The organism is Cyclobacterium jeungdonense (assembly GCF_010994275.1).
GTDB lineage: Bacteria > Bacteroidota > Bacteroidia > Cytophagales > Cyclobacteriaceae > Cyclobacterium > Cyclobacterium jeungdonense.
The window spans coordinates 170,786-194,221 of sequence record NZ_WMCD01000002.1; the positions used below are offsets into that span (position 1 = coordinate 170,786).

Here is a 23,436-nt window from a genome sequence, read left to right on the forward strand (position 1 = left end):
GCAATGGTGTTTTTATGTTAGAAAATCTGCATTCGGATAGTAAGGCCGAAGATACTTTATTTCCTCCAAAAATAACACTACAGATTAAAGGAAAGCTCTTTGCTTTGGACAGTCCCTGGCTCATGGGAGTCATTAATAGAACCCCGGATTCGTTTTTCCCAGGCAGCCGCACGGCGACTATTCAAAAGGAGGTATTGGATAAAGCCCAATCCATGATTGCTCAGGGCGCTCGAATTCTCGACATTGGAGGCTACAGTACTCGTCCTGGAGCCGCCTTTGTGCCAGAGGAAACCGAACTAAAAAGGGTTATTCCCGTTATCACTGATATAAAGGCAAGGTTTCCGGAGACCCTGCTGTCCATTGACACGTTTCGTCAAAGGGTAGCCAAAGAAGCAGTGGCAGCTGGTGCTGATTTGGTAAATGATATCTCAGGAGGTGCCATGGACGCAGGTATGCACGAAATGGTTGGTAAGCTGGGCGCACCCTATATATGCATGCATATGAAGGGAACTCCCCAAACCATGCAGTCGCAAACAGAATACGATCATCTCGAAAAAGAAATGTTGGATTTTTTTTCCGAAAAAATTAGAAGCTGTTATGAAGCTGGCATAAAAGATGTTATTGTAGATATAGGACTGGGTTTTTCGAAAACGCTGGAGCAAAATTACCGGTTGATCCGCAATTTATCCCATTTCAAAACCTTACAATTGCCGCTGCTTGTCGGATTATCTCGTAAATCAATGATTTACAAACTATTAAACCTTAGCCCCGCAGAAGCGCTGAATGGCAGCACGGCACTTCACATGGCTGCCCTCATAAATGGGGCTAACATTCTCCGGGTACATGATGTAAAAGAAGCAAATGAAACGATAAAACTATATAAACAACTTTATACTTGAATTTACTATTTAAAATAGGTTTCCTGGATGTTTCCCTGGTCAACTTAATCGACATTACCCTGGTAAGTGTTCTTATTTATCAGGTATATAAGTTGATGCGGGGTAGCGTGGCTATTAAGATCTTTTTAGGGTTTTTATCCATCTATTTGATTTATCTGGTGGTGAGTGCTGCACAGATGGAGCTACTGACCATCATTCTAGGCCAGTTTATGGGCGTGGGTGTGCTGGCAGCCATTATTCTTTTCCAGCAGGAAATCCGTAAATTCTTATTGATTGTCGGCAAGTCCTCGATCTTTTCCAATGAAAACCTATGGCAGGAATTGCTTTTCTGGAGAAAAAGGGAAAGCCTTGCCTTTAATGTAACTCCCATCATTGAGGCCTCCAAAACCCTATCCGGCAGTAGCACGGGTGCCCTCATCGTACTTTCCAGAAATTCGGAATTGAAATTCTATGCTGAAAGTGGGGATCTGATTGATGCCCTGGTTTCCAAGCGTTTGCTGGTTTCTATCTTCAACAAATACTCTCCCTTACATGACGGAGGGGTAATTATTTTTAGTGGTCGGGTAAAAGCCGCCCGTTGTATTCTTCCCGTCACAGAGCGCGAGGTACCGGCGCAGTTTGGACTCCGCCACCGCGCTGCCATTGGCATGTCGGAAGCCACGGATGCCCTGGTACTGATTGTCTCCGAAGAAACCGGGCAGGTATCGCTGGCTAAAAACGGGAAGATATTACACAACTTGTCCTTTCAGGAGGTTCGCGAAATCATCAATAACTATCTTACCGGGGAAGAAATTGATGAAAAATTTGAACCCATCAACCAGACAGATAAGCCCCGGGATTTTAAAAAACCTACGGAAGTGTAGTTCCGAAGTCAAAACCGAAGATTTTTTTTAGTCTCCGGAATAGGTTATTCCTCCACAGGTGGTATCCTAAGTAATCGAGACTTTTTCAAGATAACTAAAAACATGGCAACACGGATTACTCCGATTAACACTGCGATCCAAAGAAAAAATCTGTGCTAATCCGTGGCCATCTGTGGTGAACCAATAATAGCATCCATTAGCCAATCACGCCCAGTTCCTTTCCTACTTCTGTAAATGCTGCGATCGCTTTTTCCAGGTGCTGCTTTTCGTGGGCGGCTGACAATTGCACACGAATACGCGCCTCCCCTTTGGGAACTACCGGGTAGTAAAAGCCGATGACATATATGCCCTTTTCCAAAAGCCTCTCAGCCATCTTTTGGGCCAGAGGGGCTTCGTGGAGCATGATCGGCACGATGGGATGGCTTCCCTCTTTGATAGCAAAACCCGCCTGCCGGATTCGTTCCCTAAAAAAACGCGTGTTTGCCTCCAACCTATCCCGGAGTTCCGTAGTTTCCGATAAAAGGTCAAACACCGCAATGGATGCACCCGCAATCGCCGGGGCAAGGGTATTGGAAAAAAGGTAGGGGCGGGATTTTTGACGCAGGAGTTCTATTATTTCCTTTCTTCCGGAAGTAAACCCACCGGAAGCGCCTCCCAGGGCTTTTCCTAGGGTGCCTGTAATGATATCCACCTTGCCCATTACCCCTTTCAACTCGTGTACGCCCCTTCCCGTTTTCCCCATAAATCCGGTAGAATGGCATTCATCGGACATCACCATTGCCTGGTATTTTTCGGCCAAAGCCACGATTTTATCCAATTGAGCAATGGTACCGTCCATGGAAAACACCCCATCCGTTACTATGAGTTTGTGTCGTGCACCTTTTTCCTCTGCTGCCTGTAGCTGGGCTTCCAGGTCATCCATGTCGTTATGGCGATACCGAAACCGCATGGCCTTGCATAGCCGTACTCCGTCAATGATGGAGGCATGGTTCAAGGCATCGGAAAGGATGGCATCTTCTGGGCCGAGAATCGGTTCGAATACCCCACCATTGGCATCAAAGGCCGCGGCGTACAAAATGGTATCTTCCGTGCCCAAAAATTCCGAAATCTTTCTTTCCAGTGTTTGGTGAATATCCTGGGTGCCGCAGATAAAGCGGACGGATGACAGGCCAAAACCATGGCTGTCAATGGCTTCCTTGGCCGCTTCGACCACCTTTGGATGGCTGGACAGGCCCAGGTAGTTGTTGGCACAAAAATTCAGCACCCGGCTGCCATCGGCCAGTCGTATTTCCGCGCCCTGAGGGGAGCGGATGACCCGTTCCGTTTTGTAAAGTCCTGAGGCTTTGAGATTTTCAATTTCATCCTGCAATTGCTCTTGAATGCTGCCAAACATGGATTTTGTGGTTTTATTCTAACTACCCGATTTCTGAGTGATGAATTTACAATTTTTAAAGAAAAATGACAGCTGATTGTATAAAAATTCTGAAATTGTAGCTTTGAATCAAGCAAATCAAAACAAACCCGAATGGAGAAGGTATTGGTAACCGGTGCTGCAGGGCAGCTTGGCACGGAATTAACGCAGCAATTAACGGAGGTGTACGGACCCGAGGCGGTCATCGCCACTGATATCAACCCGGAGGCAAATGCCTCCTTTCCCTATTGCCGTTTCTCCAAATTGGATGTCATGGATCGGGACCGCCTGCGAAAATACATTAGAGAAGAAAAAATTACACAGGTATACCACCTGGCCGCCATTCTTTCTGCTTCTGCAGAAAAAAAGCCGCTGTTGTCCTGGCAGGTTAACATGGATAGCCTCTTGCATTTACTGGAACTTGCCCGTGAATTTAAACTGAACAAACTGTTCTGGCCCTCCAGCATCGCTGTCTTTGGTCCGGACACTCCCAAAATACAGACCCGACAGCATGCCGCCAAAGAACCCATTACCGCCTATGGCATTGCCAAACTTGCCGGTGAGCGCTGGTGTGCCTATTACCACCAACACTATGGGATTGATGTGCGGAGCCTGCGCTTTCCGGGACTGATCGGTTACAAGGCCCTACCCGGCGGAGGGACTACCGATTATGCGGTGGCCATTTTTCATCAGGCACTTGCCGGGAAATCGTTTCGTTCGTTTTTGAAAAAAGACAGCCGCCTGCCCATGATGTACATGCCCGATGCCATCAAGGCTACCCTTGCGCTGATGCAGGCCCCCAAAGACAGGATTAGCATCCACTCCAGCTACAATCTGGCCGCCATGAGCTTTACGCCGGAAGAATTGTATCGGGGAATCCTTCCCTATTTTCCGGAATTTACCATAACTTACGACCCTGATTACCGGCAAACCATTGCAGATGGCTGGCCGCAGTCCATCGACGACCGGGAGGCGAGAAGGGACTGGAACTGGTCACCGGATTACGAGCTGCCTGCCATGATCCGGGAAATTCTACAGGAATTGCCGACTTGGATTCAAAATAAACAAAGCGACTTATGAAAAAATGGACATACATCTTAATCCTTGCAGGAGCAATTTCCTGCGACTCCCCTACCCAGGAAAGCCGGTACGAGGGAGAAAACGAAGAGGAAATGGAAAACAGGGAAGAACTGGTGCTGGACAATACCTTTTCCACCTGGATGAATTACGAAGGGCTGCTTCCCTGTGAAGACTGCGAGGGGATCCGGACAGTACTCAAACTGGAAAACAGTCCCAATAAGAAGGAGCGGGAGTATGAACTGACCGAGACCTATCTGGGCACCGAAGACGGGGACCGGGAGTTTGTCAGCAAGGGAATTTACGAAGTGGTCTACGGTCTGGAAAACGATCCCGGAGCCATGGCCATCCGCCTGCTGGATGAAAGCAGCGCACCTATAAAAAGCTTCCGGCAAGACGAGTTCGGTACCTTGCATTTACTGGACAGCGAAGAACAAGCCATTGTATCTGATCTGAATTATACGTTGGAACTGGTAGAGCAATAAGCGTCCTTATTCAATAGTACCAACACCGCCGAGGGGTCTGTACTGCCCATAATTTCTTTTAGTGGCCAATAGATGCCGCGTACCTGCTAGTACGCGCTTGCCTGTATTTCGGACGTTTTTTATTTTTTCAGTACGAAAATTCCACTGTCTTGTTCGTATGCTTTTTTTAATCGGATGAAAACCATTGTGTTAAAAAAAAAACGCTGTTTTCGAGGGATTGCCGGTTATCTGTCTGGAGATTACCTATGATTTTGCTGTAAAGAATACTAAAGGTTGCCATACATAGCAGGACAAGCTCGTCCCGCTTACTTTTTTGGGGTAACAGGTATACCCGAACCCTTCGCCCACCTTGGCCCCCAATAGGACCCGTACCCGGCCAGGCCCACCAGCGATGGTACTAGTTTGGTCTTTTCGCTAATATACATCAATCAAAGAGCAATTAGTACCTAAAATCGCATTGAACAGGCCGCAAATTGTAAATAAACACTACTGATACAGTTGTATATTTATTTTACGCCTTCTTTAGTTGTATATTATTTTACAACTATATTTATTGTATAAAACGTACAGAAATCGTCCTTATTGGGGATGTGATTAAACCACGGAAGCACTTTAAACCTGAAGAATGGGACTATTTTCACCAATTGATTAAAAAAAATTAACGAGGAATTCCATTCGTCGATAAAAATTCCTTTCACGATATATTCTGGAGATAGCTTTGGTGGAATTTGCGATAGTATCGAATCTGCCATTGACATTGTATTAGCAATTCAGGAATACCATAAATACCATAATTCGAGATTAGTCCTGATTGAAGATGACGTTTCTTTTGGTTTGGAAACAAAAAAATTTCTAAATTTAGAAGGGCCGGCACTTTGGAAAAGTAACGATCTATTAGACAATTTAAAAAAAAGTACGTCTTTTTTCCTGGCCGATCTTCAAAATGATTTGAAGAGAATTACCGTTAATACGATCCTTAATCTAATACTATCCATTCGCAATGACTGGAGCGAAATAGAATGGGCCGTTTACAGGCATGAGGGCTTGGACATAAAACAAAAGGATCTTGCGGAAAAGTTGGGGGTGTCTCAGCAGTATATTTCGAAGATTTCAAACAAGTCTAAACTTAGATTAGTCCGAGAAGCCGAAAAAAATCTAAAACAACTACTTCATGGAATCGATACTACTGTTCATTAGGGAAAACAGCACCTTGATCCAAGGACTAGTAATCGTTATCGGATATTTGATTACGTTCATTGCCACGGACTTGTTGATAAAAAGAATAATTCTAAACGGAAAAGAAAAAATTGATATAGATGGTGATGGAAATGTAGACCAAAATGACAGAAGATTATCAGAGATGGTTATAATATCGGCAAATGTGAGAACATCATTATCATAACCTTCGTACTGGCAGGAAAGGTGACTGGGCTCGCGTTAATTTCCACAGCAAAAAATTTGGCAAGGCAAAAAGACATCAATGATAATGCCGGTTTTTTTCTCGCCGGAACCTTGATAAAATTTACAGCTACGCTACTGCTCGCCCTTGGAATTAAGTTTATCCTGCGGTTGATTCCAGCATAATTATTCAACCCTATCCATTGGCACCAATTGATTCAGCTTATAACACAGGAATGAACACGCTGGAGAACGGCTCGATTTTGTAGAAGGACCGGCCTGATACACATAAGAATGGGTATCGTCATCTCCGTTCGCCTTATGATTTTTAATATACGTCTAGTATCAGAGCTACCCAAAAACAGGGGTTTTACTAGAGGTAGACTCCACGCCTGGTAATTTGTGGAATTAGATTTTGGATAGATTGGGTATTTGCCGGGAATTCCCCAAGTTGCGTTGGTGACAAACCCCATGTACATAGATTCCGGAAATCAACTGTTTTCTTAATCGAACCTACCTGAAAGACAAGCAAAATGGGACCAGGGCCCGGTGGGACACTCCCACTGGTATCTGGGAAAAACTACGAAATTCCATTTCTAGCCATGAATAAACCTATCATTTTATGTAGGCTTCAAGATGACGGGTTAACCTTTTAATCGTTTGTGTGCATTATCCATTATAAGCCGGAGCCGGGATCGTTTTTTTATCTTGGGTTGATGCATGGTGATGCAGTGCAGCCCCCCACCATTGTAGTTAAGTTCGGTCGCATGGATCGTCACCACTTTTCTGCTTTTAAACACCTCCTGAAACGCCTTTTTTGCCTGTTCGTCCTTTTGCCGGATAAGATCGGGGTCGCCCGGCGTGTAATAGGCAGGTATTACCACCAGGTTATTGGTTAAGATAAAGTTTAGATAGCTGGTGACCGGCGTATAATAAATCGGCTGACCGTTGTATTGGCCCTGATCAAAAATAATCGGTGCCTGCGGTACCCTGATGATCTTAAATGGCTTTCCATCCTGATCCCGGGCATTCTTCAGGATCTTATAGCTTTCTTCCAGCCGGTCGTGTACCACCTGGTAGAAGGGATCCAACGGAAGATCTGCGGGATCTACCTGAGCCAGCAGGATGGTGTGGGCGTCCGCAAACCGGCAAAACTCGTCTACGTGCCAGTGCACCCCATTGCCGTAGATATTGTCAATCACGGGTCCATGATCAAACAGATCGTCCTGCGGAATACCCCTTTTGAGCCAGATGACGTTTTTTTGGTTCAGCTTTTCTTTGTATTCGTTCTCGATCTCTTCCAGGCTACGGTCCGGGTTGATGTATTTTTCATGCCCTTCGATTAAAATAATGGTTCCCCGCCCGTTGATCTCCCGACCACCTCCGGCGCTGTATAACCTACTTCTCATAAAAGGGATCCTCATTTTGGTGGCATACTGTTCGCTGAACAGATTGTATTCCAGGTTTTCCTCGTGGGGATAATGAAACGTCACCATTTCCTCCCGACCTGCTTCATCCTGCATGAGTATCGGTCCATAATCCCTGATCCAGATATTGTCCTTTTCTAATTCGAAAGCGGCCAGGCTGACATTCTTTACATTGATTTTTCGCTCTTCTAATAAATTTTGCAGGTTTTCGGGACGGTGATTGCGTTGGTTATAAAACAGCGTGACATGATCATCCCTTGCGATCTCCTGGATGAGTTTCAGGGAGATTTCCTGGAATTGGGGTGTCCAACAGATGAAGGTGCTCTCCTGTGGATCAAATTCGGCCACAGGACCAGCGGAGAGTGTTGCTTCAGCATCCTGCTTGCATGCATTGACAAAAAAAAAGAGGCAGGACAATACTACAAACAGACAGCTACGCAAACCTTGCATCCCTGTCAATCCGGCAATGGCATTCATGTCAGGCCACTGGTTGATCGCATTTTTATACATCATTGGAAAACCGGCTTCATCGATCAAATTTACTAAAGTAAGTTACAAAAAGAATCTGAATAAAATTTGAATTTTATAAACCCCCAGGGAATTACCACGAGTGCTATTAAAAAGGCAACTAATTGCCCCGCTCAGCCCATGACCGCTGATGGTGGAAGACCGGGATATCCTCCGTGTGAAAGCTTCGCTGACCGGGAAAAGCTTTGCTTCGAAGCAAACCGAGCCATGCACGAGGATAGCCCGTAGCAAAAGGATATTCAGGGGTTCGGGCGTTGCCTTTCTGCATGGAGGTCAACGGCAGCCCTGGGCTCGCGGGGAACGCCTACCTGTATTTCGGCTGGTTTCTTTTTTTTTCGATAAAATAATCCACTATCTTGATCGTATATTTTTTTAATCGAATGAAAGCCATTGTGCTAAAAAACGCTGTTTTCGAGGGATTGCCGGTTATCTGCATGGATTTTCCCTACGATTTTGCTTTAAAGGAGCTGGTAAAAACCTATTCGGAATGCCAGTCGTCCAAGAGGCACAAGACTTGGTGGGTTCCCTACCAACAGGGACTTTATCATCAGAAGGAAGTATTCAGTTTCCTACCAATCCCAGGTTATCAATGCCTTGAAACTTTACTTTGCCATGTTGGTACAGAAAAAACTGGACCCTGAAATTATCAATAGGCCTAAAAAGCCCAAGCTACTTCCCAATGTATTGAGCAAGGAGGAGGTGAAATGGATTTTGGAAGCGTACCAAAACATCTAACACAGGGCCATGCTATCGTTGATTTGTGCATGCGGCTTATGAAGGAGTGAGTTATTTGGGCTGAAAATCCAAGATGTAGATACCCGAAAAGGGGATCACGTATCATCCGGCAGCCCAAGGAAAGGCAGGGTGGTACCCCTAGCGGAAAAAGTAAAGTGGTGGACTTGCTGAGGCTGTATTACCGCTCTCCATTTGAAGATATTTAACGAAATAATTAGTAATATTATACCCTGACTGAAAATTTATTTAATCAGAGTTATACACAAGTTAAGCACCATTAAGACGAAGTAGAAAGCCATTACAATGTTTATAATTTTATTAGTAACTCTTATCGGTTGCGACAAAAAAGGGGAGTTATCTCAAGGGACCTGGATAATCACTGAATGGACTTATAAAGGACAAAAAATACACTTCATAAGTACGGATTCGCTTCTGTCAATTGATATTGCTTCGGTGGCAAGGTAATTTGGAATCTTATTCGACGGAGCGGGCGATACTTCGAATTGGATAAGTTTTTTCACTGAATTTGGTTTTGGAATATTGGCTCTTATATTGTTTTTTGCAGAAAGGAAAGGGACTGTGATATGAATAAAAAGAATCAAGTGTCGATTATTGTTCTTAGCATTGCCCTACTGGCTGGTGTAGCAGCATTTATTGGGATATTTTTACATGTTGGGAATGGTACATTTGTTTATCAATCCATTCGAGGCCATGATGTAGTGATTTATGGCAAGGGTCTTTACCAGCACATGCCAGCCGATGTAGCAGTCCAAGGCATTGCCCAGGATTATGTTACACTATTTATCGCTATCCCACTTTTGCTGGTATCGCTCATTGGATACCTGAAAAAATCCATCCGTTCATTTTTTCTTTTAAGCGGTGCGCTTGGCTATTTTCTAGTGACATACCTGTTTTACACTGCTATGGGTATGTACAATTTTCTATTTTTATGCTATGTAACACTTCTGGCGTTATCATTTTTTGGTTTATTTATCACAGCAAGAGCATTGGAGTTATTGGGTAACTTCCATTTTTCTGAAAAGACACCCACGAAAGCTGTCGGAGGCTTTTTAATGTTTAATGCAATTTCAATTGCATTTCTTTGGTTGGGCATTGTGGTTCCTCCTTTAATCGATGGTTCCATTTACCCAGTCGAACTGAACCATTTCACAACCCTAATCGTACAAGGTTTCGACCTTGGATTATTATTGCCCATTTGTTTTGTGATTGGATTTTTGCTGTTCAGAAAAAAAAGATTAGGTTACATCTACTCCACCATTTATCTAGGTTTTCTCTCACTATTGATGACCGCCCTGACCGCCAAAATTATTGCAATGTACATTGTTGGGGTTAATGTTGTTCCGGTAATATTTATTATACCCTCATTTAATTTAGTAACAGTTATTTGCACATTTTTAATGATTAAAAATATTAAAGCCGGACCCAGTAATGGGATGAAACACACATACGCCTAATCGAGTAGCAAGCCCTGAGCCAACCAGCTCAGAATGGGGATATCTTGATCTATCCCGAGCATGGGGACCACCAAGCGTACGGGTCTTCCCGATGAATCGAGACAGGGTGTAACTGCCCTGCATCCGGGCTCTTTGCTAAAATAATTCAAAGGAATTATTTTTTGACGCTCAATCCCTGTTCACTGGATTGTAGGTTGCGATTTGAGGTAATAGGAAAGCATGGATTCGTACCTCTTTCGTCTCAGGCGTGACAAAGTGATCGAAGTAATCAGAATTGGACTTTGAGCTACCGTCCATCCCCCTTTTCTGGTTCCTACTTCCTTATCATAACCCTTTTACTATTCACGAATTCTTTCAATCCGAAACCACCGTATTCTTGCCCGTAGCCCGAATTTTTCACCATTATGGTAGCCACATCCTTTCATACAAGCTTTTACGGCCACCAGATAGGCATCGTTTCTATCCGTTCCCAACACCGATTTTTTTCGAAATTGCAGATGTCCTTCGGAATATCAACTGGCATTCAAATTACCAGAGCAAGCATTATTTATGCAGATGAATACGCCAACTTCAAATGAAAAAGTAGTAAGAGGCATAAAAAAGATAGTAGAAGAAACAAAAACGCTACGCAAAACTTATTAAATTGCTCCTGTAAAAGGAAATATAAAAAAGAAACTAAAAAAAACACCATGAAATCGAGCAAGGCGATAACTCCACACAGAGGGATGATTATCTTCCATGCGAAATTCTCCCGAAGAAATTCGGGACAGGTTCTGACCTTTAAAAAGCAAATTATAATCATATGAAATATACTGTAAGTTCTATTTTCCTGCTGCTTATCTTCTTAATTAATTTTGGTAATGCCTTTTCCAACAGCCGCCTCGCCAATCCTTTTATCGGCATGTGGGGTCTGGAAATAGAAGGCGGAGGTGTCGGATGGCTTCATGTCAATGAAGAAAAGGGGTTTCTCGACGCCGAACTTCTGTGGATAGGTGGGAGTGTATTGCCGGTAGCAAATGTGTACCTCGCCGATGAAAACACTCTGGTCGTCACCAGAACAACGAACTCGCGGAAAAGTGAGGATCGAAGCCATACCCTTACCCATACCCTCAGAATAAAGAAAACCGGGGAAAGCCTGAAAGGAAGCATGACAGGACCTGGAAGGACGGGGGAATACGTCTCTAATTTCACTGGCTTCCGTATGCCTCCTATGCCTGAAAAACCAGACCTTTCGAAAGTAACCTACGGAGAACCCGTCGATCTATTCAACGGCAAGGACCTGACCGGTTGGGAATTGATGAACCCCAACCAAACAAATGGGTTTTCCGCAAAAAACGGTACTATGGTTAATGATCCCGTACAGCCTGAAAATGGAGAACATATATCCTATGGTAATATCCGTACCCAACAGGAATTCGAAGACTTCAATCTTAAACTGGAAGTAAATGTGCCTGAAGGAAACAACAGTGGCGTTTACCTTCGGGGCATCTATGAAATTCAGGTGGTAGATTCCTATGGCAAGCCACTGGATTCGCACAATATGGGGGCTTTGTATAGCCGCATTACACCCGACATGGCCGCCGAAAAACCTGCGGGGGAATGGCAATCCATGGATATCACCTTAGTTGATCGTCACGTTACCGTCATTTTAAATGGTGAAAAAATTATCGACAATCAGCCAGCCTGGGGACCAACCGGTGGAGCCATGAGTGCCGATGTACTTGCCCCCGGACCAATATATCTACAAGGTGATCATGGAAAGGTTAGTTACCGGAATATCGTTTTGACACCCGTCGAATAATTGGGAGGTATACCAATCAAGGAAAATTTAGTCTGAAAAAAAAGCTTTTATTCACTCCGTAAACCACTTACCCAAATCTAGGATAACGTTTTCACGAATGACAATCAGAAAGTTCCTGGCCAAAACACACCTGGTAATTGGACTGAGTACCGGGGTTCTATTCACTATCATCGCACTTTCCGGAGCGTTGTATACCTGGGAACCGGAGTTTAGCCGCCTAATGTACCATCAGCAAGTGGCCGAAGAGGGAAAGCCTTTTATTTCCATTTCTGAAATAAGAAATACCCTGGAAAAAACCTTCCCTGAAGGAGATTTTCGAACGGCGCTTTACCGCGATCCGGAAAGCAGTATTGAAGTATTATTGTATGCGCCAGGCACCTATTACCTGGCGCAGCTTAATCCTTACACTGCTGAGCTTATTCATTTACAGGACATGAATAAGGGATGGATTAATTACGTGAAAAAACTTCACCGCAATTTACTACTGGGGGAGGCTGGAAGAGAAATAGTCCACTGGATAACTTTATTGGCGCTTCCCATGTTAATTTCTGGTCTGGTAATTTGGTGGCCAGCAAACGGGTGGCCTCGGAAAAATAAATTTTACCTTCGCTGGTCTCTTTCACCCAAGAAACTGAATTATAACCTCCATTCCATCCTGGGCTTTTATGCCTCCTGGATTCTTTTTTTTGCCGTTATTACCGGAATTTATTGGGGCTTTGGGGCCGTAAGGACCACAGTGAAACAGCTCAGTGGAGAAACTAAAATTAACTGGGAAACACCTCTTTCTAGCGATCCCGGCACCGGGCAAGGCGCAGGTAACGATGCAATGTTAAACAGATTGATTTCCGAATACCATGCGGAGTTCCGCGGCTCAGAGGTAAGGATCAGCATTCCTCATAAAAAAGAGGATCCTATCCACCTTTCCATCATTGACCCGAATAAAGGAATAACCGAGATCAATCATTACTATCACGACCAATACACCGGGGACCGTATTCAAGGCAACTTTCTCAATGGATTATCCAGTGAGATAAGCACGTTTAATGTAATAAATGGAATGGTTTATGACATCCATTTTGGTAGTATTTTGGGCCTTCCGGGTAGGGTACTGGTATTTCTGGGGTCGTTGATTGCAGGGTCCCTTCCGATCACCGGTTTTATCATTTGGTGGGCTAAAAGAAAAAAAAGACCTAAAAAATGAGTAAAGCTGTAAATCGAAAGGTTAGCGGTGTCGCAGCCCTACTGCACTCATTTTTGGGTTTGGTAACGCTTTTCGTTGTCATTTCTTCGCTGGGTATCGTCCCTAACCCTGATCAATTAGCTGAATTGGCAAGAAGTAATCCTTTCCCTCTAATACTTCTTGATCTACTAAAAATATTATCCAGCATTACCGCAATGGTCCTTATTATTTATTTTTACAACTATTTCAAAGTCAATAATTTAGGGAGCATAAAATGGGGTTCTATAGCAGGTGGCTTATCTGTAATTTGTTTGTTGATTAATGCCTTTATTAGTTTGAGCCTGGTTTTGTCAGCATCGCCAGAAATAAGTCCCCTGACCCCTTCCCGCATTTCAAAAATGGAAATGGTAGTTATCATATTTGGAATAGGTTCAGTATTTTTTAACGGTTTTTGGTATTTGGTAATAAATAGAACTGCCCTTAAAAACAAAGTCTTTTCTGCTTCCTTCTGTTATCTTGGGATAGCCTTAGGGGTCATTTCTTTGATACCCCCTTTATCTCTGATTGTTCTGCTTTTAATGATCGTCTGGTCACTCTGGTTGGGAATCATTTTATTGAGAAATTGAAAGTGTAATTTTTTTTGAGGGAAACTTTGAAATAATCCTGAAAAGTTCCTATCAATCCTATCCATTTTATATGAAGTTAATTGGGGCGGGCATTGGCTAACTGTATCCCTTCCAGGAAAGAGTACAGATCAAAGATAACTTCCTCTATCCATGCCCCTTCTGGTATCGTTTTTATCAGCTTTTGAACCATTGGTACGGTCAACTTTTTCACCTATATTTACCAATCTAGGCATACGTAATGGATAATCAGGTGCCTTATGTACTGCTAAAGAGGGGTATTTTTTCAAATTAACCTTGCAGTGGACTGGCAGGATTCGCTTCGAAAATTCACTCTGAACAGATATTTTACCATTATTTTAGTTTCAAAAAAGAATGAACCTACTGAAAGACCTGCCCGAACTAAAAAAGGCCGGGGTTATTACCCAAGAAACGGCTGACAACATTCAGGCTTATTATAAAAGCAAGAACGGTTCGTCAACAAACCGGCTTCTCATCGTTTTTGGGGTCCTGGGAGCAGTTTTGGTCGGACTTGGTATTATGCTGATAGTAGCCCACAACTGGGACGAGCTTTCAAGAGGAACAAAAACGATCGTTGCCTTTTTACCGCTACTTACAGGGCAACTGCTATGCGGCTATGTTTTAATCAAAAGGCTGAATAGCGTTACCTGGAGAGAAAGTGCCACATCCTTTCTGTTTTTCTCAATTGGCGCAAGTATCGCACTTGTTAGTCAGATTTACAATATCCCCGGCGGAACCGGATCCTTTTTACTCACATGGATGCTGCTTTGCTTTCCATTGATTTATCTAATGAGGTCTTCCATCACTTCGTTGCTTTTTATAAGTGGAATCACTTATTATGCATCCCATCAAAGCTATTGGTCTTATCCCTCATCTGATTCCTACCTTTACTGGCTTCTACTTTTAGGTGTTTTACCTCATTATTACCAGCTTTATATGAAAAAGCCCGAAAGTAATTATATGATTTTTCACAATTGGATGATTCCACTATCAGTAGTCATTTCACTTGGAACAGTAGCCAAAGAAACAGAGGAATTAATGTTCATCGCCTATTTCAGTCTCTTCGGCCTACTGTTTCTAATTGGGAATTTGGATTTTTTTACCCAGCAAAAGTCCAGAAATAATGGCTATAAAATATTGGGATCACTTGGAACCATTGCGTTGCTGTTAATACTGAGTTTCAATGGGTTTTGGGAAAATTTGAGAAAAGAACACTTTCTGCTCAGAGAAGTAATCGTAGCACCTGAGTTTATTGCTTCCGCTCTTACATCACTTTTAGTTGGAGCAGTTGTTTACCTTCAGTATAAGAACAAGGCGCTGAACGAATATATGCCTATAGCAGGGTTTTTTATCTTGTTTATTCTCATCTTTATTTTAGGTTTTTTTTCTCCAATGGCAGTGATACTTATAAATTCTTATGTTTTAGCACTGGGAACTTTGATCATTAGTAATGGGGCAAAGAAAGACCATTTAGGAATCGTAAACTATGGTTTACTGGTAATCACTGCTTTGGTGATTTGCAGGTTTTTTGATACCAACTTAAGCTTTGTCCTCAGGGGAATCATGTTTGTTTCGGTGGGTACCGGCTTCTTTGTTGCCAATTACTGGATGCTTAAAAAAAGGAATTCAAATGGATAACAAAAAAATAATAGTGACTGCATTTTTTCTTGTGGCATTGGTACAACTGTATGTCCCGGCCAAAATGATATGGAACAGAGAAGAAATACTAAATACAGGGACAGCCTACAAATTCAAGACTGCTCCGGTTGACCCAAATGATCCGTTTATTGGGAAATACATCACGCTCAGTTACGATGAAAACACCTTTCCCGTTCCCAATAAACAGGATTGGAAGCCAGGAGAACCAATTTATGTTTCCCTGCAAACCGATACGTATGGATTTGCTAAAATAGCATCCATTTCAAAAATCAAACCGTCCGACAACAATGACTACATTAAAGCCAAGGTAAGGTTCCTAAGTGGAAACGATTCCAATATGCTTACCATTGACTACCCCTTTGATAGGTTTTATATGGAAGAATCTAAGGCTTACGATGCCGAACTCGCCTACAGACAATTCCAACGGGACACAAGCAATCCTACTTATGCTTTGGTTAGTATTAAAAATGGTGAGGCTGTATTAAAAGACGTCATGATTGGCGGAACATCAATCAAGGAAATGGTTAAATCAAACCAAAAAGAACGTTAAGAATAAAATCGATCAACTCCGTATAACACAACTGAGCAGAGAAGGGTTTGTAAAGAGTATGAAACGATCAACAAACTCGTTTTATTTGGGACATACCGGGGTCGTAGGCCCTCATTTTTCCTAATCGAACCGTTAGTATTAATTATTTTTTCACAGGAAGGACAAAGAAAGACGCTTACGTTTTTACTATCACTGGTCCGATGGCTTTTACAGCACTTACCATTCTATAAAATCCAATCTATTAACCATAGAATGGAAACTTTTAAAGCTCTTTCTGTGAAATATGCAATCCTTTAATAAAAACATATAACGCCCATATTTTTTTATTTAATGATATTTAAAATAATTATTGTAATATATTTTAATAAACCAAAACCAATGATTATGAGAAATACCAGTAATTTAAATTCCTACAACAAAGTACCACCAAAAGGCATTTCATGGAGGGCTATTTTCGCAGGTACTATTGCAGCCTTATCGGTGATGATGATTTTAAATTTGATTGGATTAGCCATAGGATTGTGGAGTGTTGAGCCTACTCAGGAAAGCAACCCTTTAAGCGGGTTAGGAGTCGGCTCAATCATTTGGTGGGTTCTTAGTAATCTCATAGTTCTTTTTATTGGTGGTTTTGTTGCAGCGCGGGTTGGCGTCTCGTTTGTAAACACAAGTGGAATCATTCATGGAATAATGACTTGGGCTTTATATGCTTTTATTTCAGCATGGTTACTTACTTCTGTGATAGGAAGTATTATTTCTGGTGTCGGGAATGTGGTTGGAGGAGTACTTTCTACTACAGGTCAGGCCGTGCAGGATCAACTGGGCCCGATAATAAAGAATCAGTTCGAAGATCTGGAATTATCGCTTGATGATGCAAGAGGAGAATTTTATTCACTTTTAGAGGATACCGGAAAAGAGAATCTCGATCCGCAATACCTGGAATCACAAGCTGAAAAATCTGCTGATGAAGCCCGGGAAGGTGTTAGGGAAATGGTAATAACACCTGGAAAAGCAGATGCTGAAGTGGAGGGTATTTTTAGTAAGACCAAAAACATGTTTGAACAGTCCTTTGAAGCGATAGATCAACAAGCTTTGGTCAATATCCTGGTAGAGCGCACCGATATGAGCGAAAGCGAAGCTCAACGTAGTGTCGAAAATATTTTTGCAGAATTCGAAAGGGCGCGTGAAGAATTTGATGCGTTTATGCAAGAAGCGAAGGAAACTGCCAACGAACAAGCTGAAAAAATCGCCCAGACAGTAGCTGATGCCGCGATGTATCTTGCCGTTGCACTTATCCTGGGAATTATAGCTGCTGCATTAGGAGGCTTTGCTGGGGTAACTAATTTAAGGGACGATTGCCTAAAAAATGACTATCTGGCGGACGAAACTAACCCAGCTTATGAAAGCGGAAAATTTAGATAAAGCCTATATGAAAAAAATGGACCCCAGGAAACCAATGTAGAAACGAATTTCCTGGTGCGTGTTCAAATCATTTATCAAATGCTACGGGGTGGGATGTTTACGCGCTCGATTTACTATTACTGAAGAAGGGACGTGGGGTAAAATCGTGTAGACAGCTCACCCCATTTTTCTGACACAGAACGCCACTAACTCCCTGGAGGCACGCCTCGGTTGTTCCAAAATTATCCTACCGGAGAAAATACCACAGGCTGGACCTCCGGCTTTCTATCTGACCAGGAACATGAAAGGGAAATGCAGACGCGTACCATTTTTGAAAACCCTTTTTTTTAGGGGCAGTAATGTGCCTCGAACCAGGTCTCATTTTTTTGATTATTTTTGATTAAGTCTTTTCTTTCGTTTATTAACTTACCGGTGATACTGGCCGAAGTCAAGGCCGGAGCACTTTATAACCATACGACGAGGGGTACACAGGATTCAATAGTTATCAGCTTGGTATGTCCTACCTTATCCATTGGTTAGCGGGAAATAATTGTATATATTTTTAAATAACTTAGGCTATAAATTGCCTTCTCATGCAAAATAACCTGATAAAAAGAATTACTTTCTCCGTACTAGTAGTTGCTGCTATAATTGTTGTCTATGCGGAAATTTTTTCATGGTCCATGACCATTTTTGAGAATCGGGATGTGACCTTTCCGCAAGCGCTCCAGGTAGTGGTGGAATCATTGACAACTAGTGGCTATGGAGGTTTTTCGCCTTGGGAAAGTGACTTCCTAAATTACTTCGTGCTCATCATGAATCTGACTGGTGTGCTTCTTGTTTTTATAGCTTTCCCCGTTTTTTTTCTCCCTTTTCTAAAGGGTGCTCTGGAAAAATCCCCGCCAACCACGGTCAGTAAAAAAGGCCACGTAATCATATGTTCCTATTCAACCCACGCTGAAGTACTGATTAAAGAGCTGGTATCCCGAAGCCAGGATTATGTCATTATAGAATCGGGTAAGGAAAGAGCAAAAGATCTTTATAAATCCGGATTAGAGGTTTTGCTAGGTAACCCCGAGTTGGAGTCAACGCTGGAAGCCGCGGGCTTAACCCATGCAAAGACCGTTGTACTTAACTCAACCACGGACAAAAATATAAGTATCCTATTTTCTATCAGAGATCTTCATAAATCTGTCAGAATCATCGCTGTTCTTGACGATGAAGAGATGGAAAAATACTATAAGCTGGCGGGGGCCGACAGTACCATTTCACCAAGACAATTAATAGGAAAAAGCCTCGCCGTCCAGGTTCCTGCCATTTTAATCAATGACAGTGTAACGATTGATAATAGTATTGAACTGATCGAGATTGACATAGAAGAGGGAAGCGAACTTTGTGATCAATCTATTGGTGAAGCTCATTTACTGGATAGTTTCGGGATTAATATTATCGGGGCATGGCAGAATGGTACGTTTCAAAGCCCCGTATCCCCAGACTTGATTTTGAAATCAAAACTACGTTTACTGGTTGCCGGAGAAAGAGATGAACTCGCAAAGCTTAATAAAAAGGCCGAAGCTACTATCCGGCGTTTTGTGCGGAATAAGGTCTTGATCGTAGGGTTCGGCCTTTCAGGAAAGGCTGCTTTTAGTGTATTAAAGACGAAGAGCATCGAGGTAAAGATCATTGACATTCGGGACAAAGAAGGTGTACACATTGTCGGTGATATCCGGGATACAAAAACTCTTCAGGAGGCCGGAATTGCTGATGCATCCGCCATGATTATTACCATTCAGGACGATACCATAGCGCTGTTTGCCACGCTTTTGGCAAGGAGCATGAACAATAAAACCCACATTATCGTACGGGCCAATAATATTGAAAATGTGAAAAAACTGTATAATGCCGGTGCCGATTACGTTCAGTCTCTTGCTACCGTGAGTGGCCGGATGCTTGCGTCCCATATATTTGAAGACGAAACATCATTAGCGGCAGAAAAACAGATTAATCTCGTACAGTTGCCCGCCGGTAACCTGTCGGGAACCACCCTTGCCAAAAGCAATGTACGGGCCGTAACGGGCTGTACCATACTTGCCGTGATCCGGGAAGGGGAAAAAATATCCGCTTTAGACCCTGAATCGTTTCAATTCCGAGATCAAGATGAAGTTATAGTAGCTGGCACCGATGAAAGCATTCGGCAGTTTCAAGAAATGTATGTAGACTGAAACCTTTGAAATCCGGGTTTATTTTCATTTTTCAGCCGCTATCGGTATTGAGGGCACTTTGGTTCACCGGAGCCTAAAAAAATGGACCAGCAGAAATACCAACGACGTTTAAAATAGGGTCTGCTGATACAGTATAAAATTACTGAAATTATGGGTTATTAGAAGAATTTTTCCGGAGTTTATAGGGGTACAAGAGCATGTGATTATGCAAAAGAACTCCGATAGGCATACACTACACAACAGATATTCCAATCCAAAACAGCTTTCTTTTTCAGGAATTGAGACAACAACCTATTCCATCCATTTTCAATTTCAGGTTTCCTACGTTAGAATTCTTTAATTTTATAAAATCAAGCAGGACACAAGCGACCTACGTAGGGTTGATTATTGCATAAGCATGCGAGATTCCATTTGGCCGCTAAAAAAATAGTTATAAACATTAGGGAAAATACAACAAAATTTACTTTAGCGATGTCTAAACCATTTACGGATTTTTATTGCTGAATGTTAACTTATTAAGAGAAGCAAAGTGGTACGAAGTCCAATGCGTGTTTCTTCCCGCTTTCTCTTGACCCGCACATTTGCTTCCACTAAATATTATTTTTTTAATAGTAGCTATTTCATCTTAACATTCTTAAATTGATAAAATGAATTTATAAAATATCAACATACTTCTAACCGTTGATGACCTACCAATACCGAGACCTGGCAATGAAAGGTTAGAAATTTTATTACTGATTTAATCAACGCCAAACCAGACGCCAAACCGTTCCATTTAAGAGGGAGAAAAATGATAACAAGATATGGAACTAAATATACTATACCTAAATGATGTGCATGGTTATTTAGAACCGCACAATGAATTATTCTACAATAACAAAGGAGAATTTACCGAAACTGTTGGGGGATATTCCCGCATTGCCACTTTGGTAAGACAAATAAGACAAAATGCTAATCCTACCTTACTATTTGATGGTGGTGATACTTTTCACGGAACATTACCCTTGGTTAAATCACAGGGCGAAGCGATAATTCCGGTGTTAAATGAACTTTCTTTCAATGCCATGGTAGGACATTGGGATTTTGCATACGGACCAAATCAGCTTAAAAAACTGATATCGAAACTGAGTTATCCCATGTTGGGGATAAATGTGTATAATGAGGATAGTAGCCTTTTCCTTCAACCTTTTATAACGATACAACTTGAAAACCTGAAAATCGGGGTAATTGGTATTTGTTCCGGAATTATTGATAAAGCAATGCCAGCGCAATTTAGCGAGGGACTAAAAATTACCGATGGAATGGCTGAATTACCTGTATACGTAAAGCAGCTAAAGAATGATGGCGTTGATATTATTATTTTACTATCACATAACGGATTTCCTCAGGACATGCACATGCTTCAAAAAATTGACGGCATAGATATTTGTTTGAGTGCCCATACGCATAACCGGTTATATAAACCTGTGTTGGTTAATAATGCATTACTCATTCAGTGCGGATGCCATGGATCATTTCTGGGTCATTTGAAAATAAATATAGAGGGCAAACAAATTTCCGGTCATCAATACGAGTTATTAAAAATAGCACAGCACATTTCTCCTGACTCGAAAATGGAAAAAATAATTGATACCATTTTACAACCTTATCAAAGGTTAAAAAAGAACGTAATCGGTTTTACAGAATCTACATTGCATCGGTATGATACAATGAATTCATCAATGGATAAATTACTATTGAAAGCAATTATGTATGTCAGTGGCACTGATATTTCCTTTTCAAATGGATGGCGCTATGGCGCACCTATCTGTAGTGGAAATATCACTGAAGAAGATTTGTTCAATATCATCCCAATAAATCCCCCTGTTTCAACAGTTGATTTGACCGGACAAGAAATCATTGACATGCTGGAGGAAAACCTTGAACGAACTTTCTCTAAAGAGCCTATGAAGCAGATGGGCGGATACGTTAAAAGATGTGCGGGTTTACGAATCAATCTTCGAATTGAAAATCCGGTCGGACATCGTATACAGGAAATTTATTTTAATGAAGAGCATCTCAATCCAAAGGAAATTTATAAGGTAAGTTTTGTGACTTCACAAGGTGTCCCGAAAAATATTGGAAAAAACAGGAGAGAAATGGATAGGAAAGCTGTCGAAGCGATGGCCGCATTTCTGAAGGACCACCCCAAATTCGATCCGACTGATGAAAACTTATTTGCTTTAGTGTAATAAAACAGGCAGGAAGACGGCCTTGTTAGGTTTCTCTGACAGGGGAAATGAAAGATAAATTCGCCCCAAGGATAGTAATGGTTTCAAATACCCATACGTTTCTTAGACGCCAAATGTCAAACGTTTATCATACAAAGATTTGCCCTCACATAGGATGAATTATAAAATTCAGAAATTTCCAAATTCCAGAATAGCCAGCATTGATGTGTGCGAGGTTGGAAAGCAAAAACATCATGTTACTGGATTGCTTGAATTTGATGTGACAGATAGTAGGAAGAAAATAAAGGGGTACAATAATACGAATAATCACAAAATATCCTTTACTGCCTGGCTGATAAGCGTCATTGGCTATACTCTAAAGAAGTATGAAACTTCCAGCGCCTACCTGCTTGGTAGAAATAAGTTGATGATTTTTGAAGATATAAATGTTTCAATTATTGTAGAAAAAGATTTAAAAGGGACAAAAGTGCCCATTCCATTGATAATTGAAAGAGCAAATGAAGTAAGTATGGAATCCATAACCGCACAAATCGCAGAGGCAAAAAACGAAGAATTTACTGAAAATGACATAATACTTCGGAAAAAAACCAGACAATGGGAGAAAGTATACTATTCACTGCCCGGATTCCTAAGACGGTATTTTTGGAAGTTTATATTGAAACATCCAAAATTAGCTTTTAAAAAAATGGGGAATGTGGCCTTTACCTCCATAGGAATGATAGGAAAAGTTAATGGTTGGTTTATTCCAATATCAGTACACCCCATCTGTTTTGGAGTAGGTTCGGTCCTGAAGAAACCGACTGTAATAGATGATAGCATAGAGATTAGAGAAATACTCAATATGTCAGTCCTTATGGACCACGATGTATTGGATGGTGCCCCAATGGTACGTTTTATCTGCGATTTGAAGGAAAATATTGAAATTGGATTAAATTTATAAACGAACGTGTAAAATCATGGAGCGACCGTTTTCCCTTTACTTGCTTTTTGTACTTCATCTTTTCCTGGGTATTGGTGCCGTTTACGGAGGCGGGATGTTGCTCATCAAGCCGGATGGCTCAGGTCTTGGTATGGATACGGAATGGCTTTCCCATTCTCCATTCAATACTTACCTAATCCCTGCCTTCATACTATTCACTTTAATCGGATTATTTCCCCTGCTTACCTTTGTAGGCCTGCTCACAAAACCTGACTGGAAGTGGGCGAATACGCTCAACCTTTACGCTAACAGACATTGGGCCTGGACCTTTTCCTTATATTCAGGAATTATTGTCATTACATGGATTACGGTGCAGCTGATAATGACGCAGTACTTTTGGTTACAGTCAATCATGATTTTCACTGGACTTTTTATTATTATTTTCACCTTGACACCCGCTGTTATGAAGAATTTTGAAACCTCAATAACCGAATGAATCATCAAAATTGCTGGAAAACAACCAGCAAAAACTGC

At 41.9% G+C, this 23,436-nt stretch carries 20 protein-coding genes; 18 read left to right on the forward strand and 2 right to left on the reverse strand.

The window, feature by feature from the left end:
- Positions 1-14: 14 nt before the first annotated feature.
- Both folP and cdaA read left to right on the forward strand, forming a co-directional pair.
- Positions 15-899 carry a dihydropteroate synthase gene (gene folP, locus GKS34_RS05840; protein WP_163383873.1) on the forward strand — a complete coding sequence of 295 codons (885 nt, stop codon included), beginning with the start codon at positions 15-17 and terminating at the stop codon, positions 897-899.
- Positions 896-1,762, forward strand: coding sequence for a diadenylate cyclase CdaA (cdaA, locus tag GKS34_RS05845; protein ID WP_163383874.1), 867 nt, complete (start codon positions 896-898; stop codon positions 1,760-1,762). Before folP ends, cdaA begins: the two co-directional genes overlap by 4 nt.
- Positions 1,763-1,958: 196 nt before the next feature.
- Here cdaA and kbl read toward each other — a convergent pair whose 3' ends face one another.
- Positions 1,959-3,155, reverse strand: a complete 1,197-nt coding sequence (gene kbl, locus GKS34_RS05850) for a glycine C-acetyltransferase (RefSeq protein ID WP_163383875.1) — start codon at positions 3,153-3,155, stop codon at positions 1,959-1,961.
- A 132-nt stretch (positions 3,156-3,287) separates the two neighbouring features.
- Here kbl and GKS34_RS05855 point away from each other — a divergent pair, with 132 nt between their 5' ends.
- From GKS34_RS05855 to GKS34_RS05870, 4 genes are all read left to right on the forward strand, one after another.
- On the forward strand, positions 3,288-4,253 hold the full coding sequence (locus GKS34_RS05855; protein WP_163383876.1) for an NAD-dependent epimerase/dehydratase family protein: 966 nt from the start codon (positions 3,288-3,290) through the stop codon (positions 4,251-4,253).
- Positions 4,250-4,735: a copper resistance protein NlpE gene (locus GKS34_RS05860; protein WP_163383877.1), complete on the forward strand. Its 486-nt coding sequence runs from the start codon at positions 4,250-4,252 to the stop codon at positions 4,733-4,735. Before GKS34_RS05855 ends, GKS34_RS05860 begins: the two co-directional genes overlap by 4 nt.
- Positions 4,736-5,392: 657 nt before the next feature.
- Positions 5,393-5,932, forward strand: a complete 540-nt coding sequence (locus GKS34_RS23720; RefSeq protein ID WP_163384202.1) for a SatD family protein — start codon at positions 5,393-5,395, stop codon at positions 5,930-5,932.
- A complete protein-coding gene (locus GKS34_RS05870; protein ID WP_163383878.1) occupies positions 5,907-6,137 on the forward strand; it encodes a hypothetical protein in 231 nt (76 codons plus the stop codon). The genes GKS34_RS23720 and GKS34_RS05870 overlap by 26 nt, the downstream gene beginning before the upstream one ends.
- 640 nt (positions 6,138-6,777) lie before the next feature.
- On the opposite strand, the gene GKS34_RS05875 is transcribed toward GKS34_RS05870, so the two are convergent.
- Complete coding sequence (locus tag GKS34_RS05875; protein WP_163383879.1) at positions 6,778-8,073, reverse strand: agmatine deiminase family protein; 1,296 nt, start codon at positions 8,071-8,073, stop codon at positions 6,778-6,780.
- A gap of 627 nt (positions 8,074-8,700) precedes the next feature.
- Here GKS34_RS05875 and GKS34_RS23570 point away from each other — a divergent pair.
- The 12 genes from GKS34_RS23570 to GKS34_RS05930 all read left to right on the forward strand — a co-directional run bounded on the left by GKS34_RS23570 (position 8,701) and on the right by GKS34_RS05930 (position 23,398).
- Entirely contained in the window at positions 8,701-8,823 is a 123-nt protein-coding gene (locus tag GKS34_RS23570; RefSeq protein ID WP_262888549.1) for a hypothetical protein, read from the forward strand.
- Between the two features lie 584 nt (positions 8,824-9,407).
- Positions 9,408-10,298 carry a hypothetical protein gene (locus tag GKS34_RS05880; protein ID WP_163383880.1) on the forward strand — a complete coding sequence of 297 codons (891 nt, stop codon included), beginning with the start codon at positions 9,408-9,410 and terminating at the stop codon, positions 10,296-10,298.
- 802 nt (positions 10,299-11,100) lie between these two features.
- On the forward strand, positions 11,101-12,099 hold the full coding sequence (locus tag GKS34_RS05885) for a 3-keto-disaccharide hydrolase (RefSeq protein WP_163383881.1): 999 nt from the start codon (positions 11,101-11,103) through the stop codon (positions 12,097-12,099).
- A 97-nt stretch (positions 12,100-12,196) separates the two neighbouring features.
- Entirely contained in the window at positions 12,197-13,300 is a 1,104-nt protein-coding gene (locus GKS34_RS05890) for a PepSY-associated TM helix domain-containing protein (RefSeq protein WP_163383882.1), read from the forward strand.
- Positions 13,297-13,905, forward strand: coding sequence for a DUF4386 family protein (locus GKS34_RS05895; protein ID WP_163383883.1), 609 nt, complete (start codon positions 13,297-13,299; stop codon positions 13,903-13,905). The genes GKS34_RS05890 and GKS34_RS05895 overlap by 4 nt, the downstream gene beginning before the upstream one ends.
- Positions 13,906-14,277: 372 nt before the next feature.
- The gene (locus GKS34_RS05900) at positions 14,278-15,561 is read left to right on the forward strand and encodes a DUF2157 domain-containing protein (RefSeq protein ID WP_163383884.1); all 1,284 of its coding nucleotides are present in this window, start codon (positions 14,278-14,280) and stop codon (positions 15,559-15,561) included.
- Entirely contained in the window at positions 15,554-16,132 is a 579-nt protein-coding gene (locus GKS34_RS05905) for a GDYXXLXY domain-containing protein (RefSeq protein ID WP_163383885.1), read from the forward strand. The genes GKS34_RS05900 and GKS34_RS05905 overlap by 8 nt, the downstream gene beginning before the upstream one ends.
- Before the next feature lie 384 nt (positions 16,133-16,516).
- Positions 16,517-17,551, forward strand: a complete 1,035-nt coding sequence (locus GKS34_RS05910; protein WP_163383886.1) for a hypothetical protein — start codon at positions 16,517-16,519, stop codon at positions 17,549-17,551.
- Between the two features lie 572 nt (positions 17,552-18,123).
- Complete coding sequence (locus GKS34_RS05915) at positions 18,124-19,752, forward strand: potassium channel family protein (RefSeq protein WP_163383887.1); 1,629 nt, start codon at positions 18,124-18,126, stop codon at positions 19,750-19,752.
- Between the two features lie 803 nt (positions 19,753-20,555).
- Positions 20,556-21,983, forward strand: a complete 1,428-nt coding sequence (locus GKS34_RS05920) for a bifunctional metallophosphatase/5'-nucleotidase (RefSeq protein WP_163383888.1) — start codon at positions 20,556-20,558, stop codon at positions 21,981-21,983.
- A gap of 154 nt (positions 21,984-22,137) precedes the next feature.
- Positions 22,138-22,923, forward strand: coding sequence for a 2-oxo acid dehydrogenase subunit E2 (locus GKS34_RS05925; protein WP_163383889.1), 786 nt, complete (start codon positions 22,138-22,140; stop codon positions 22,921-22,923).
- Positions 22,924-22,939: 16 nt separating this feature from the next.
- A complete protein-coding gene (locus tag GKS34_RS05930) occupies positions 22,940-23,398 on the forward strand; it encodes a hypothetical protein (protein ID WP_163383890.1) in 459 nt (152 codons plus the stop codon).
- The last annotated feature ends 38 nt before the right edge of the window (positions 23,399-23,436 follow it).